Genomic DNA, 16,731 nt, shown 5'->3' with positions numbered 1-16,731 from the left:
AAATTATGCCGCAATATTGTCAAAATTAAGAGTAAAAATAATTCTAATAATAAGTATTATTTATTATTTTGTTGTAAAAATTATTCAGAATGTTTTTTAAAGTGTATTTTTTTATTGATTATTTAAAAAAATAACAAACAACCGATTGTGTATTAATTGCTTTTTTTTATATTTGTTTTAAGTACACTTATTAACTAAACCAATCAAATTTTAACTATCTAAATCAATTTTTATGACTAACTCTTTTGTTACAAGTAAAGCAAAGCATCTAAAGTGCTTTTGTTTTTTGATCTTAATGTTTGCGTTTTCACTCCATTCGGGTGCGCAGACAAAAGTTACCGGAACCGTATCAGATGCAAATGGTCCAATTCCGGGAGCAAATGTAAATTTAAAAGGAACTAAAACTGGTGTAAGTACTGGTTTTGACGGTACTTATACTATCGATGTCCCATCCAATAGTATTCTTGTTTTTAGTTTTATAGGCTTAAAAAACAAAGAAGTAGCTGTAAACGGACAAAGCAAAATTAATGTAAGTCTTGAAGAAGATTCTGCTCAATTAAAAGAAGTAGTTGTTATTGGGTACGGAACGCAAAGAAAAGAAGCCGTGACAGGATCTGTAGCTTCTATTGGAGGCGGAGAATTGAATCAGGTTGCTTCTGCCAACGTAACGCAGGCCTTACAAGGAAGGCTTGCCGGTGTTGACTTAACACAAACTTCCAGCAAACCGGGAGCAGCAATGCAAATACGCATAAGAGGAACGAGATCTTTAACAGGGAGTAATGATCCTTTAATTGTTTTAGACGGAGTTCCGTTTGCAGGTTCAATAGGAGATATAAATCCTGTGGATATAAAATCTGTAGATGTTTTAAAAGATGCTTCTGCAACCGCTATTTACGGTTCACGTGGAGCAAACGGGGTTATATTAATTACAAGTAATAAAGGACGTAAAAATCAAAAAGCTACTTTTAACTATAATGGATTTAGCGGTATCAAACAGGTTTTTGGAAAATATGATATGATGGATGCTGCTAAATTTGCAGCACTTCGTGATTATTCAACTTTATATACAGATGGTATTGATGAATCGAGAGATACTAATACAGACTGGCAGGATTCACTTTACGGCGCTGGCGAAATGATTAGTCATGACGTAAGTGTTTCAGGAGGTAGCGAAAACGGAGCTTATAATGCGGGTTTAGGATATTATAAGGAAGAATCTGTTTTACCGGGTCAGAAATACGAGCGTTTTAGCCTTAGAGCAGGTTTAGATCAGCAATTAGGAAGCGCTTTTCGTATGGGATTTAATACCAATAGCAATTACTCGGTTACCAACGGAGATAACATTGGTACAGGTACTATTTTGGCAACTTCTCCTTTAGCAAATCCATATAATCCAGACGGATCTTTAAAAAGAACCGTGAGAATGGGTGGAGATGAAAACTGGGTGTACACCAGAGAATCTATTAATAATCTGGGCGAAGCTTATGTAAATCAGACAAGAGCTTTTAGTTCGTACAATAATATTTTTGCTGAGGTGAAAATACCAGGAGTTGAAGGTTTAAAATACCGTATGAATACGGGATTGAATTTACGATTATCAAATGGCGGTTATTATGAAGGACAAGGTGTTTTTGATGTAAATCCAACCACAATATCAAATGCATGGATCAGCAATACATTATCAACACAATGGCTTATTGAAAATTTGATTTCATACGATAAAACTTTTGCTGATAAGCATACCGTAAATTTTGTGGGATTATATTCAAATGAGCAATTTACAGGAAATACTTCAAGAATCGCCAGAAACGGAATTACTTCTGATGCATTTCAGTTTTACAACTTGGGTCAGAGTGAGGAAGAAGCAGTTATAAATCCTGCAGATCAGGATTATACACAATGGGGTTTGAGTTCTTATATGGCAAGGGCAATGTATTCGTACGACAATAAATATTTTATTTCAGGAACAATTCGTTCAGACGGTTCGTCACGTTTATCAAAAGGGAATAAATGGGTTACGTATCCGGCGGTTTCTGCAGGATGGACAGTTTCTAACGAATCTTTTATGAAAAATCTTTCATGGGTTAATCTGGTAAAATTACGTGTAGGATACGGTGAAACTTCTAACCAGGCGGTAGATCCATATCAAACTTTGGGAGCTTTAAGTACAAGACCTTATAACTTTGGAACTACAAATTCAACAGGGGTATATGTTACAACATTGCCTAATCCGGACTTAGGATGGGAATATTCGACAACATGGAATTACGGACTGGATTTCGCTTTCCTTAATAATCGTTTATCAGGTACAGTTGAATATTACAAAACAAATACAAAAGATTTGCTGCAACGCGTAAATCTTCCGGCAACATCTGGTGTCAGCAGTTATGTGGCAAACGTGGGTGAAACTGAAAATAAAGGATATGAAATTGCCTTAAACGGAGTTATTCTTGATAATCCAAAAGGATTGAGCTGGACTGTTGGGGTTAATTTCTATGCCAACGAAAACAAGTTGGTTAAATTGGCGTCGGGAGCGCAAAGAGATGAGGCAAATTCCTGGTTTGTAGGTTATAATATCAACTCTATTTACGATTATGAAAAAGTAGGAATCTGGCAGGAAGGCGATCCATACATGTCTATACTTGAGCCGGGACCAACGGGTATAAACGCTCAGGGAACAGTAGTAGGATCTATCAAAGTGAAGTATACAGGAGATTTTAATCCGGATGGTTCGCCAACACGCGCCATTAATACAAGCGACAGACAAATTATAGAAACAGACCCGGACTTTCAGGGAGGTTTTAATACGAACTTAACCTATAAAGGTTTTGATTTTTCTGCCGTTGGAGCTTTTAAAAGCGGCGGTGTTTTAATCAGTACGCTTTACGGAGGAAACAGTTACCTAAATCTTCTTAACGGAAGAAGAAGTAATGTTGATGTAGATTACTGGACTCCGGATAACAGAGATGCTGAATATCCAAATCCAAGAGGGATCAGAAGTGGTGATAATCCAAAATACATTTCTACGATGGGATATTTTGATGCATCTTATGTAAAAATCAGAGCTTTAACTCTTGGATATACTTTAGATCAGGAATTTATGAGAAGTTTAGGGATACAGAAGCTGAGACTTTATTTTACAGCGCAAAATCCGTTTGTACTTTTCTCTCCTTACAATAGAAAATCAGGAATGGATCCTGAAACAAATTCTTATGGAGATGAAAATCAGGCCGTAACGGGTACTTACCAACGTAGATTTACGGTTATTGGAACCAATACACCTTCAACCAGAAACTTTTTATTCGGACTTAATTTCACATTTTAATCAGGAACAACTATGAAACGATATATTTTTAAAAGATTACTTATAGGATCAGTAGCTTTGTTCTCCTTTGCGGGCTGCTCTGATATTTTAGAAGAAAAACCACATGATTTTTATGAGCCTGGTTATTTTAAAACTGAACAGGGAGTTATACAGGGATTGACGTCACATTACGCCCATTTACGATGGATATACGGACAGGCCTATTATTATAATTCTGTGCAAACAGGAACAGATGAAAATACATACGGACAGCAAGCTGATGGGAATTTCAAAGATCATGATTTATCCGGAGTTGGGGTTATAAATCCTGCTTCAAGCAGAGCCGATGTGGTATGGAATAACTCTTATAATGATATTAATACAGCAAGTGGTATTATTGAAAATGCCGCCGCAGTAGGTATCGCAAATAGCTTAATTGCAGAATCTAAATTCTTCAGGGCTTTTGATTATTTTTTATTAGTACAAAATTTTGGAGGCGTGCCATTAGATTTAGGAGCTGGCGAACTAAAATTTAATAGCAAGCCATCAAGATCTTCCAAACGAAATACAGTAAGTGAGGTTTATACAAAAGCTATTTTTCCAGACTTGGTAGCGGCTGTAAACGAATTACCAGATGCGCCAAGGTTAACCGGTACAGCAACTAAAACGCTGGCTCGTTTAATGTTAGCAAAAGCATATCTGACATATGCATGGTGGCTGGAAAATCCAAACAATATTCCAACCTATCCTGATACACCAAGAACAGACCCTGATGGACATGATGCACAATGGTATTTTCAACAAGCTTACAACATCGCATTAGACGGAATTAATAATCCGGGAACTTATGGATTATTGCCTTACTATTATGATGTAAACTTAGGTTCTAATGATCGTAATAAAGAAATAATGCTCTATGCAGACCACACAGAAGAAAGCGAATATTACAATGGAGCAAGTCTTACATACGGAAGCGGCGGCGCACCTGATAATTTTGCCGGCTGGATGGGAACATTTAATTATACTTCGATAAGAAGTAAAAATGCATCAGGAGCTGCGGTTTCGACTGTACAAAGAGCAGCAGATCAGTTTTTAGGACGTCCGTGGGTAAGAATGGTACCGCCTATAGAAGTCTTTACCAAAACTTTTGCAGATAAAACAAACGATTCAAGATACGACGGAACATTTGCAGCCGTATATCGTGGTAACTGGAATTTACTTGGAACCGGATTAACCGATGTACCAACATTGTATAATGCCAACGGATTACCGGTAAAACCAGGCGATCCTATTGTAACTTTCTTAAATGATGAGCCTGCAACGGCAATTACATACCCTACAGGAGCAGGAGATAATGGTATTGGCGCAGGAGTTTTACCAGGCAGATCTGATTTTGTAATTTCTCCAATGGGAATAAGCAGAATCGTATATCCGGGATTATGGAAATTAGGGCCATACCGCACCGATAATGCAGGAGGATTAGGACAGCCAAATGCAGGAAGCACAAGACCTTATCCGGTTGCTAAATTTTCTGAACTTTATTTTGTTGCGGCAGAAGCAGCAGTAAAAGGAGCAACAGGAGGTATGTCTGCCAGAGATCTTATCAACGTAATAAGAGCCCGCGCAGGAAAATGGCGTTGGGACAATAATGGTAAAGTAGCAAAAACGGCTGACAATAGCGCTTTATTAACAAGCACAACTCCTGCCGTAATTGACATTAATTACATTCTGGCTGAGCGTTCCCGCGAATATTATGGCGAAGGATACCGTTGGTATGATTTAGTAAGAACTCAAAAGTGGAATGAAATTGCCGGTAAATATTCGATTGGCGGATCAAATTACGGTCAGCATACACCAGAGGTTATTACCAGAACAATAGAGCCGCATCATTATTTGCGTCCTATTCCGCAAGGGCAAATAGACGGTATGGAAATGTCTGATGCCGACAAAAAAACTTACCAGAATCCGGGATACAATTAATAAATATTTTGAAGTAAATTAAATTTATAAGTTAGTTTAAGTTTAGCCGAGGAATAATTTCCTCGGCTTTTAACTTGTGAAACAAGGACATAATGAATTGATTTGGAGGCTAAATAAAATAGAACACAGATGACACGGATTTAGGCAGATTGGCGCTGATTTTTTTTAATGAAACTAATGAATCTGCGCAAAATAAAAAGAAAAAATCCGTTTAAATCCGTGTCATCCGCGTTCCAATAAACGCACTTTATCCACATTCAAAAAAACAAGAAAAATTACAAAATGAAACAACAACTATTAGTTCTCTCACTAGCATTATCATTTCTCTTCTCATTTAAAGGAGTTGCTTTTAAAGATACCATTACCGGAAAACAGAATGTTAAACCGCCTGTTTTTTCGAATGTTGTGTATCAGGGAAATGATAATATTTATAAAAATAATCCACTAAAGCCAGATGAGTTTTATTCTCCCGTTTTACAGGGATGTTATCCGGATCCGGCCATTACCAGAAAAGGCGATGATTATTTTATGGTGTGTTCTTCATTTGCTATGTTTCCAGGCGTGCCCATTTTTCATTCTAAAGATTTAGTGAATTGGACAGACCTTGGAGGCGTATTAAATAAAGTCTCCGAATTTAATCCGCATGATACCGGTATAAGCCAGGGCGTATATGCACCGGGAATAACGTATAATCCTCATAATGACACTTTCTATATGATTGTAACCGCCTTTTCGGGAGGCTTGGGCAATATTATAGTAAAAACAAAAGACCCAATGAAAGGCTGGGGAAGCCCAATAAAATTAGGTTTTGACGGAATCGATCCTTGTATCTTTTTTGATGATAATGGAAAAGGATATATCGTTCATAATGACGCTCCAGATAAAGGAAAGCAATTATATGAAGGTCATCGTGTTATTAAAGTTTGGGAATACGATCTCGAAAAAGATCAGGTTATCAAGGGAACGGATAAAATTATTGTAGATGGCGGAGTAGATCTTTCGAAAAAACCAATCTGGATAGAAGCGCCGCATTTGTATAAAAAAGACGGGCATTATTATTTAATGTGTGCCGAAGGTGGTACAGGCGGAAATCACAGTGAAGTAATTTTTATCAGTGACAGCCCAAAAGGGCCTTTTAAACCGGCATCAAACAACCCGATTTTGACTCAAAGATATTTTCCGCAAAACAGAAAAGATAAAGTAGACTGGGCAGGACATGCTGATCTAGTTCTTGGACCAGATAATAAATATTACGGTGTATTTTTAGGCGTTCGCCCGAATGATAAAGACAGAGTAAATACAGGACGCGAAACTTTTATGCTTCCCGTAGACTGGTCAGGAACTTTTCCGGTTTTTGAAAACGGATTAGTGCCTTTAGAACCAAAAATTAAAATGCCAAAAGGCGTTACAGAAAACAAAACAGGCAAAGACGGATTTTTCCCGAATGGTAATTTTACGTTTACCGAAAATTTTACTTCTGATAAATTAGATTACCGATGGATAGGACTTCGAGGTCCGCGTGAAAACTTTATTTCCGTAACCAAAAAAGGACTTCAGATTAATCCTTTCGAAGTAAATATTAAAGAATTGAAACCCACGTCGACACTTTTTTACCGACAAATGCACAATACGTTCTCGTTTGCCACAACGATAGAGTACAAACCAGAATCTGAAAAAGATCTTGCCGGAATTACATGCCTGCAAAACGAGCGTTTTAATTATGTTTTTGGCATTACAAAAAAAGGAAAAGACACTTATATTTTATTAGAAAGAACAGAAAAAGGACAATCAAAAATAATGGCAAGTGCCAAAATTGAAATCAAAAAAAACATACGACTTCAGGTAAAAGCAACCGGAGACAGTTACGAATTTAGTTACGCTCTAAACGGCACTGATTTTAAAAATTTAGGCGAACCGGTTTCTGGCGATATTCTTTCGACAAATGTGGCGGGAGGTTTTACAGGCGCTTTGGTAGGATTGTACGCAACGGCAGCAAATGATGCTCAGCCACAATAAAAATGAAATATGAAAAAGGAATATTTTAAAGGATTGTTGTTTTTGCAGCTCATCTTTTTGGTTTTGAGTTGTCAGATAATGGCGCAAAGCAAATCAAAAACGGAGAATTGGGTCGGAACCTGGGCTTGCGCACAAATGCTGGTTGAGCCCAATAATATGCCGCCTGCTCCGGGACTTTCAGAAAATACGCTTCGACAAATTATAAGGGTTTCTATTGGAGGAAAACGGTTGAGATTGCGTTTCTCTAATATTTTTAGCGATCAACAAACGGTTTTAAAATCGGTTAGTGTGGCCAATGTTATCGATGCACCGATTGTTGATGCTAAAACCCAAAAAGAGCTTCGTTTTAATGAAAAACCAGACATAACCATAAATCCGGAACAGGAAGTTTTTTCAGATGCTTTTGATTTTGATTTACAGCCCGGACAGCTTTTAGCGATTACCATTCATTACGGAAATACTTCGCAAAAAACATCCGGACATCCCGGTTCACGAACCACTTCATACATTCTTGAAGGAAATCAGATTCAAAACGCAGCTTTTGATGGCGCCATAAAAACAGATCACTGGTACACGATTATGGGATTGGATGTTGTGGCTGATAAATCGGCTGCGAATATCGTTTGCTTGGGAAATTCCATTACAGATGGCCGAGGCTCAGGAACCAACAAACAAAATCGATGGACAGATATTTTATCGGCACGATTATCTGCCAATAAAAAAACAGAAAAAATAGGCGTTTTGAATTTAGGAATCGGAGGAAATTGTGTCGTCAAAGGCGGATTAGGCCCAACGGCACTAAATCGTTTTGACAGAGATGTATTATCTCAAAAAGGCACAAAATGGCTCGTAATTCTGGAAGGAATCAACGATATTGGAGGAATTAAAAATCCCGAAGATGCACCAATAAAAGCGCAGGAACTTATTGATGCTTATAAAGTGATGATTGCCAAAGCGCATGCAAAAGGAATTAAAGTTTACGGCTGTACCATTTTGCCATTTCAAAAATCATTTTATGATTCACCTCACAAACAAGAAGCCCGCGATATTGTAAATGCCTGGATCAGAAATAGTAAAGCCTTTGATGCTGTAATTGATTTTGATAAAGCCATGGTTGCAGAAGAAGGTTCAAAAACAATTTCATCCAGCCTGCATGACGGTGATTTCTTGCATCCAAACGAAGCGGGTTATCAGAAAATGGGAGAAACAGTAGATCTCAATTTATTTAAATAACAGTTTGCATATTTTGAATTCGATTAAAATGATTTTTTGATAATAAAAACAAATCAACAATGAAATCAATACTTAGGTTTTTCGCATTTATAGTTCTTTTTTCAATAGCACAAAAGGGATATTCTCAAGATGCTAACTTTCATATTTATCTGAGTTTTGGTCAGTCCAATATGGAAGGATATGCCAAAATAGAACCACAGGATAAATTGGGTGTCGACGATCGGTTTCAGGTTTTACAGGCAGTCAATTGTCCTGAACTGAAACGTGAAAAAGGAAATTGGTACACCGCCATACCGCCATTGTGCCGTTGCAGTACCGGACTCACGCCAGTTGATTATTTTGGACGAAATCTGGTAGCCAATCTGCCTAAAAATATAAAAGTGGGCGTAATCAATGTAGCCGTTGGAGGATGCAAAATTGAACTTTTTGACAAAGATAAAACAGCCGAATATGTAGCCACAGCGCCAGACTGGATGAAAGGCATTCTAAAAGAATACGACGGAAATCCGTATGCCAGATTGGTAGAACTGGCAAAAATAGCGCAGAAAAAAGGCGTTATTAAAGGCATTTTACTGCATCAGGGAGAATCGAATACAGGCGATACACTTTGGCCGAAAAAAGTAAAAATAGTTTATGATAATTTGATAAAAGACCTTAATCTGGATCCGAAGAAAGTGCCTTTGCTTTCGGGGGAAACCGTAAACGAAGACCAGAACGGTAAATGTGGCAGCATGAATAAAATTATTGCGACATTGCCAAAAACGATTCCCAATTCGTATGTTATTTCATCAAAAGGATGCACGGCAGAACCTGACTTTTTACATTTTAATGCTGCAGGTTACAGAGACTTAGGAAGACGTTATGCCGATAAAATGCTTTTGTTACTGGGATATAAATTCTCTGACGGAAAATCGCCTTTTATAGTACAGGCGCCTCTTGGTTTTGATGTCTTAAATGCCAGTATTCCGGCAGGAAAAATAGAAACCATTAATTATGAATCTAAAATGGTTGGTGCTACAAGAAAAGCAACAGTTTATACACCTCCTGGATTCAACAAAAAGAAAAAATATCCTGTTTTGTATCTTTTACACGGAATAGGCGGCGATGAAAAAGAATGGCTCAACGGAGGAAATCCGCAAATTATATTAGACAATCTTTTTGCAGAAGGAAAAATTGAATCCATGATTGTAGTCATGCCAAACGGCAGGGCAATGAAAGATGATAGCGCGACCGGAAATATAATGGCTCCGGATAAAGTACAGGCTTTTGCTACATTCGAAAAAGATTTATTAAACGACCTGATTCCGTTTATCGAAAAAAAATATCCCATTCTGAAAGACAGAGAACACCGCGCCATCGCCGGATTATCAATGGGCGGCGGACAATCGTTGAATTTTGGATTAGGGAATTTAGATAAATTTGCCTGGGTTGGCGCTTTCTCAGCAGCTCCCAATACTAAAATGCCCCAAGAATTACTTCCCAATCCAGAAGAGGCAAAAAAGAAATTAAAACTACTCTGGATTTCCTGCGGAGATAACGACTGGCTTATCGAAAACAGTAAACGAACGCACGATTATTTGTATAAAAATGATGTACCGCACATTTATTATATCGAGCCGGGAGTGCATGATTTTAAAGTCTGGAAAAATGGTTTGTATATGTTTTCACAGTTTTTATTTAAACCTGTCGATCAATCCAATTTTGCAGCTTATACCATTTTAGGAAATCCTGCGCAAACCAATATTCGTACAGCAAAATATCCTCAAATATTACCGGATAACAAAGTGCTTTTTAAAGTTACCGCTCCCGAAGCTTCAAAAGTACAAATTGATTTAGGTAAAAAATACGATTTGACAAGAGATTCAGAAGGATTTTGGACAGTAACTACAGAGGTGATCAACAAAGGATTTAATTATTATTCCCTGCTTATTGACGGCGTTGCAGTTGCAGATCCGTCAAGTCAGACATTTTACGGTATGGGGCGCATGGCAAGCGGTATCGAAATTCCAAATAAAGAAGGCGATTTTTATGCTTTAAAAGACGTTCCGCATGGTGATATCAGAATCAAGAAATACTTTTCGAAAGCAACCAATTCATGGCGCGAAATGTATGTGTATACACCGCCAGGTTACGAGAATTCGACAGAAAAATATGCGGTTTTATATCTCCTGCATGGTGGAGGCGAAGACCAGACAGGCTGGGCAACGCAGGGAAAAGCAAATTTAATTTTAGACAATTTAATTGCCGAAAATAAGGCAAAACCGATGATCATCGCCATGCTCGACGGCAATATGGGGAATACAGGAGGCGTGGCAGGTTTTAATGAAAATGCACTAAAAGCTTTTGAAAATGAATTAAAAAACGGAGCAATACCTTTTGTAGAAAGCAATTTTAAAGTCTCAAAAGATAGCAAAAACAGAGCCTTGGCAGGATTATCAATGGGAGGTTTGCAAACGCTTTATGCTGGCGTTAAAAATTCAGATCTGTTTTCTTATATCGGCGTTTTCAGTTCGGGTTGGTGGGCCAATAATACCACTTTATCTGATCCGCAATACGAGTTTATGAAAAACAATGCCGCGACGATTAATGCGAACATCAAAGAATTTTGGATTTCGATGGGCGGCAAAGAAGATATCGCTTATGAAAATTGTAAAATAATGATGAAAAAGTTCGACCAGCTCGGCATCAAATATAAATACAGCGAATATCCGGGCGGACATACATGGCCGGTCTGGAGACATGATTTATTTATGTTTACGCCATTATTGTTTCAGCAGAAATAAAGATTTTAAAATAGTAATTGAATTGCATAATACTAAAATTCATGAATACATTTTCAAAATATATCCTCACATTTCTTATCGTTTTTAGTTGTACTTTTTTAAAAGCGCAGTCGTTTATTTCAACTCAAAAAGGCGACAATGTTATGGTACTGAAAGAGAAATCTTCACCCTTATCCTTTCTTGTAAGTAATGGAACAGATGCCGGTATTTTGCGTGCAATCACTAATTTACAATCTGATTTTGAAAAAGTTACGGGAGAAAAACCAGCAATCTTAAATCAGAAACAAAATACTGCATCGCCGTTGATTATTATCGGAACAATCGGAACCAATTCTGCAATTGATGATTTAGTGAAAGCAAATAAAATCGACGGAAAACAGCTCAAAGGCAGAAATGAAAAATTTATTATTCAGAATATTAAAACTCCATTTAAAGGAGTAGATGAAGCGATTGTAATTGCCGGAAGCGACAAACGCGGAACGATTTACGGAATTTACGAATTATCAAAACAAATAGGCGTTTCGCCTTGGTATTACTGGGCTGATGTGCCTGTGGAGAAAAAAGAGAATCTGTATTTTGTAAAAGGAACTTATACCGATGGCGAACCTGCTGTAAAATACAGAGGAATTTTTATCAATGACGAAGCGCCGGCATTAAGCGGCTGGTCGAAAGCAACATTTGGAGGATTTAACAGTAAGTTTTACGAAAAAGTTTTTGAATTATTACTTCGGCTAAAAGCCAATTATATCTGGCCGGCCATGTGGGGAAATGCATTTTATGATGATGATCCCGCCAGCGGACCTCTTGCCAATGAAATGGGAATTGTCATCGGGACATCACACCACGAACCAATGGCTTTGGCACAAACAGATTGGCATCGGTATATTAAAAAAAATTATCTCCCGAATGTTTGGGATTATGCGAAAAATAAAACCGTTCTCGATGAATTCTGGAAAGGCGGAATAGAACGCAGTAAAAACTGGGAAAAGCTCGTAACCGTTGGAATGCGCGGAGACGGCGACGAAGCCATGAGCGAGGGAACCAACATTGCTTTGCTGGAAAATATCGTAAAAGAACAACGAAAAATTATTGCTGACGTAACGCAAAAAAAGCCTGAAAAAACGCCTCAGGTTTGGGCTTTGTATAAGGAAGTTCAGGATTATTACGATCAGGGAATGCGTGTTCCCGATGATGTAATTTTGCTTTTCTGCGATGACAATTGGGGAAATGTGCGCAAGCTTCCAGACGTAACAAAACCTTTGCACAAAGGAGGTTATGGCATGTATTATCATTTTGATTATGTTGGAGGTCCAAGAAATTCGAAATGGATCAATATAAGTCCGATACAAAGAGTTTGGGAACAGATGAATTTGAGTTACGAACACGGCGTTGATAAAGTTTGGATTGTAAATGTGGGTGATTTAAAACCAATGGAATTTCCGATCAGTTTCTTTTTGGATATGGCGTGGAATCCTAAGAAATTCAACTCTCAAAACCTTTTTGAGTTTACGGAGAAATGGGCGGCAGATCAATTCGGAACAAAACATGCCAAAGAAATCGCAAGATTATTAAATACCTATCCAAAATTCAACCGAATAGTAACGCCTGAAATGCTGGACAGCAAAACCTACAGTCTGGAAAATTACAATGAATTTGAAACGGTTGTAAATGAGTATAAAAATCTGGCGCTCGATGCGTACCGAATTTACAATGATATTCCAAAAGAATATCAAGATGCTTATTTTCAATTGGTTTTGTATCCAATAGATGCCTGCAGTAATCTTTATGAAATGTATTTTGCACAAGCCAATAATAGAAAATTGGCTTCGGAAAAAAACATTTTAGCGAATGCTTTTGCAGATCAGGTGAAAAGAAATTTTGAAAGAGATTCTGTGCTTCAAAACAAATACAACAATGAAATTTCTGGCGGAAAATGGACGCATATTATGGACCAAATGCGAATTGGATATAAGGCTTGGCATGATACTCCGAAAAATATTTTGCCTGAAGTGACTTATGTTTCTGAAAAAGATCAAGTCAAAAGAAAAGTATTCGCAGAAAAGGATGGGTACGTTTCTATCGAGGCAGAACATTTTTCTAAAGTAAATAATTCGAACACGATCCATTGGGAAGTAATTCCTGATTTTGGAAAAACAAAAAGCGGGATTACGACATTTCCACAAAATAAATATCCGACTCCAAACGATAATATTTTTGTGGAGTATGAAGTTGATTTTACTTCAACAGGAGAATTTAATGTAGAATTGCTTTTGGCTCCAACGCTCAACTTTAACAGCAACAAAGGACTTCGTTATGAGGTTTCTTTTGATGAAGAAAAACCACAAACCATAAATTTTAACGGTCATTATCGTGGCGAATTAGGAAAATGGCAGGCAGAACATCTAATACATTCGAGCACTAAACATACAATTCTTAAACCCGGAAAACATATTTTACGCTTCCGTGTTTTAGATCCCGGAATCGTGCTGCAGAAAATTGTAATCAATACCGGCGGGTTAAAGCCGTCTTATCTCGGACCTCCTGAAAGTAATATTAAATTCTAAATTTTTAACGGATTAAATTTTAGTAGAATATGAAAAAAATACACCAATTAAGTTCAATATTGTTTGCCGTTTTATTCTTGTCATTTGCTCAGTTAAGTGCACAGAATGCTAAAGTACAAATTGATAAAAATAAGACCTATCAAAAAGTTACTGGTTTTGGAGGTTTTGTATGCAGTCCCCAGTTTGGTTATGATTACATGTCTGTTGATGAAATCATTATTGCAGGTTCAGTTTTTCATTAGCTGCGCAGGAAGCAAAATTTATTTGCCTGGTATTTGAATTAAAATGTAATATGTAAATGATTTCTTTTGCTTTTGAGTTATTTTCTTAAAAATACTTGATTTAAAAACATAAATGATAAAAATATAGCTTTTTTATTGAGGAATTATTTTTTGCGTTTTAAAAAGTGTTATTTTTACACTTTTAATAAACAATCGATAGAACTAGTTCATTTTCTAGTTTAAGAATAGTATTCTTTAGTCTTATTTCTTGTTTTAAAAAATAAATAGGGTCAATCTGTTATTAAGAAAAAGGAAAAATATTTAAAAGATAAAAAAAATAGAAATGAAATACAGCTTTATATTTTGTTTTTGTACACTGTTACTTTGCCATGTGACACAAGCTCAAATGAAAACATTTGACTTGAATGAGGTAAGACTAACTAAGGGAATATTTAAAAATGCTCAGGATGTAGATCTCAAATATATTTTAGAACTCAATCCAGACCGGCTTTTAGCGCCTTATCTCATCGCTTCCGGAATACCCGTAAAAGCGGAACGTTACGGCAATTGGGAAAGCATCGGACTTGACGGGCATATTGCCGGACATTACCTGTCTGCATTAGCGATGATGTATGCTTCGACAGGAAATACGGAAGTTAAAAACCGATTGGATTATATGATTTTGGAATTGGAGAAATGTCAGCAAAAAAATGGCAATGGTTATGTAGGAGGAATTCCGCAGGGAAAAGTTTTTTGGGATCGAATTCATAACGGAGACATTGACGGAAGCAATTTTGGGTTGAACAACACCTGGGTTCCGCTGTACAATATTCACAAACTTTTTGCCGGTTTAACGGATGCTTATCGTTACACTGGAAATGAAAAAGCAAAAGAGGTTTTAATAAAACTGGGCGATTGGTTTATCGAATTAATCCGTCCGCTTTCAGATGAGCAGATTCAAAATATATTAAAAACCGAACACGGCGGCATAAACGAATCTTTTGCTGATTTGTATATCATTACAAAAGACAAAAAATATCTGGAAACTGCCGAGAAAGTTTCGCACTTAGCAATATTAAATCCATTAGAAAAAAAACAAGATAAGTTAACAGGATTGCATGCCAATACGCAAATACCAAAAGTAATTGGTTTTGAGAAAATCGGTGTACTTTCCGGAAATAAAGACTGGACAGATGCCGCGCAGTTTTTCTGGGAAAATGTTACCCAAAAGCGAAGTGTAGCTTTTGGCGGAAACAGTTTTGCCGAACATTTTAATCCAACCGAGGATTTCAGCGGTATGTTAAAATCAAATCAGGGACCCGAAACGTGCAATTCTTATAACATGGAGCGTTTGAGCAAGGCGTTGTTTTTAGACAAAAACAAGGTAAGTTATCTTGATTTTTATGAGCGCACGTTGTACAATCATATTCTTTCGAGCCAGCATCCTGAAAAAGGCGGTTTTGTTTATTTTACACCCATCAGACCCAATCATTATCGCGTATATTCCCAACCCGAAACAAGCATGTGGTGTTGTGTAGGTTCAGGGCTTGAAAATCATTCTAAGTATGGGGAATTAATTTACAGCCATACAGAAAATGATGTTTTTGTAAATCTTTTTATTCCGTCAACTTTAGACTGGAAAGAAAAGAATATTTCTATCGAACAAACTACCAAATTTCCTTATGAAAATAGTACAGATCTTGTTTTAAAACTAAAGAAAGGCGAGATATTTTCGATGAATATCCGCTGTCCCGAATGGGCAGAAAATTTTGAAATTTCAATAAATGGGCAACTTCAGAAAATAGAAGCAAAACGATCCAGTTATGTAGTGCTTAACAGAAAATGGAAATCAGGAGACAAGATTTCTGTTACATTTAAAACTTCGACACATTTAGAAAATTTGCCGGACGGCTCCAATTGGAGTGCTTTTGTAAACGGACCTATTGTATTGGCTGCCAAAACATCAAACAAAGATTTAGACGGATTATTTGCAGATGACAGCCGAATGGGACATGTCGCATCCGGTAAATATTATCCGTTGGATCAGGCATATGAAATGATTGGCGAAAAGTCAGCTTATATCGCAAAATTGAAGGAATTAGGAAACCTGCATTTTCGTTTAGATTCGTTAGAATTACAGCCTTTTTTTGAAATTCATGACGCGCGATATCAAATGTATTTTCAAAATTATACCAAAGAACAGTACAAAGAAAAGCATGCACTTTTAAAACAGCAGGAAATAGAGGCATTAGCTTTGGAAGCTAAAACTATCGATAAAATTAATTGCGGCGAACAGCAGTCAGAAGTTGATCATGGGTATAAAGGCGAAAAAAGTGATTCAGGTTACGACGATACAAAGGCTTGGAGAAGTACCAAATCGTATATTTCCTATCAGTTATTAAATAAAAATAAATCCGGAAAATATTTGGATATAAGTTGTACAGACGATTCTAAAACAGATAAAATTACCATTCTTATCAATGAAAAACCCGCGCCCATTATTGCTGCAGAAAATAAAACCATCCGCATAAATATTGAGAAGATTGAAATTATAAACATCAAAATAAAATCGAATGATGGAAACAATAGTCCGAAGTTTCATCAATTCAGAATTTTAAAGGATTAAAAAA

8 protein-coding genes are annotated in these 16,731 nt (G+C 36.9%); all 8 read left to right on the top strand.

What is annotated here, in order from left to right; translation table 11 throughout:
* Positions 1-232: 232 nt before the first annotated feature.
* The 8 genes from SD960_RS18860 (at position 233) to SD960_RS18825 (ending at position 16,727) form a co-directional block, all read left to right on the top strand.
* Positions 233-3,325: a TonB-dependent receptor gene (locus SD960_RS18860; RefSeq protein ID WP_318805303.1), complete on the top strand. Its 3,093-nt coding sequence runs from the start codon at positions 233-235 to the stop codon at positions 3,323-3,325.
* 12 nt (positions 3,326-3,337) lie between these two features.
* Positions 3,338-5,284 (top strand): RagB/SusD family nutrient uptake outer membrane protein, encoded by a 1,947-nt coding sequence (locus SD960_RS18855; RefSeq protein ID WP_318805302.1) that lies wholly within the window; start codon positions 3,338-3,340, stop codon positions 5,282-5,284.
* Positions 5,285-5,566: 282 nt separating this feature from the next.
* Positions 5,567-7,300: a glycoside hydrolase family 43 protein gene (locus SD960_RS18850; protein ID WP_318805301.1), complete on the top strand. Its 1,734-nt coding sequence runs from the start codon at positions 5,567-5,569 to the stop codon at positions 7,298-7,300.
* A 9-nt stretch (positions 7,301-7,309) separates the two neighbouring features.
* Positions 7,310-8,533 carry an SGNH/GDSL hydrolase family protein gene (locus SD960_RS18845; RefSeq protein WP_318805300.1) on the top strand — a complete coding sequence of 408 codons (1,224 nt, stop codon included), beginning with the start codon at positions 7,310-7,312 and terminating at the stop codon, positions 8,531-8,533.
* Between the two features lie 59 nt (positions 8,534-8,592).
* Positions 8,593-11,316, top strand: coding sequence for an alpha/beta hydrolase-fold protein (locus tag SD960_RS18840; protein WP_318805299.1), 2,724 nt, complete (start codon positions 8,593-8,595; stop codon positions 11,314-11,316).
* A 41-nt stretch (positions 11,317-11,357) separates the two neighbouring features.
* Positions 11,358-13,880 carry a glycosyl hydrolase 115 family protein gene (locus SD960_RS18835; protein ID WP_318805298.1) on the top strand — a complete coding sequence of 841 codons (2,523 nt, stop codon included), beginning with the start codon at positions 11,358-11,360 and terminating at the stop codon, positions 13,878-13,880.
* Between the two features lie 29 nt (positions 13,881-13,909).
* Complete coding sequence (locus SD960_RS18830) at positions 13,910-14,122, top strand: hypothetical protein (RefSeq protein WP_318805297.1); 213 nt, start codon at positions 13,910-13,912, stop codon at positions 14,120-14,122.
* A 385-nt stretch (positions 14,123-14,507) separates the two neighbouring features.
* Complete coding sequence (locus tag SD960_RS18825) at positions 14,508-16,727, top strand: glycoside hydrolase family 127 protein (RefSeq protein ID WP_318805296.1); 2,220 nt, start codon at positions 14,508-14,510, stop codon at positions 16,725-16,727.
* Positions 16,728-16,731: the final 4 nt, after the last annotated feature.

Origin of the sequence: Flavobacterium sp. MMLR14_040 (assembly GCF_033657265.1) — a bacterium.
In the GTDB taxonomy this organism is placed as follows: domain Bacteria; phylum Bacteroidota; class Bacteroidia; order Flavobacteriales; family Flavobacteriaceae; genus Flavobacterium.
The sequence above is the reverse complement of the archived record's forward strand: the minus strand, read 5'-3'. Positions and strand labels throughout refer to the sequence as shown.

Bases quoted from the DNA above. Each gene is read 5' to 3' on its own strand.
- SD960_RS18860 (WP_318805303.1), top strand. From the start codon at position 233: ATGACTAACTCTTTTGTTACAAGTAAAGCAAAGCATCTAAAGTGCTTT.
- SD960_RS18855 (WP_318805302.1), top strand. From the start codon at position 3,338: ATGAAACGATATATTTTTAAAAGATTACTTATAGGATCAGTAGCTTTG.
- SD960_RS18850 (WP_318805301.1), top strand. From the start codon at position 5,567: ATGAAACAACAACTATTAGTTCTCTCACTAGCATTATCATTTCTCTTC.
- SD960_RS18845 (WP_318805300.1), top strand. From the start codon at position 7,310: ATGAAAAAGGAATATTTTAAAGGATTGTTGTTTTTGCAGCTCATCTTT.
- SD960_RS18840 (WP_318805299.1), top strand. From the start codon at position 8,593: ATGAAATCAATACTTAGGTTTTTCGCATTTATAGTTCTTTTTTCAATA.
- SD960_RS18835 (WP_318805298.1), top strand. From the start codon at position 11,358: ATGAATACATTTTCAAAATATATCCTCACATTTCTTATCGTTTTTAGT.
- SD960_RS18830 (WP_318805297.1), top strand. From the start codon at position 13,910: ATGAAAAAAATACACCAATTAAGTTCAATATTGTTTGCCGTTTTATTC.
- SD960_RS18825 (WP_318805296.1), top strand. From the start codon at position 14,508: ATGAAAACATTTGACTTGAATGAGGTAAGACTAACTAAGGGAATATTT.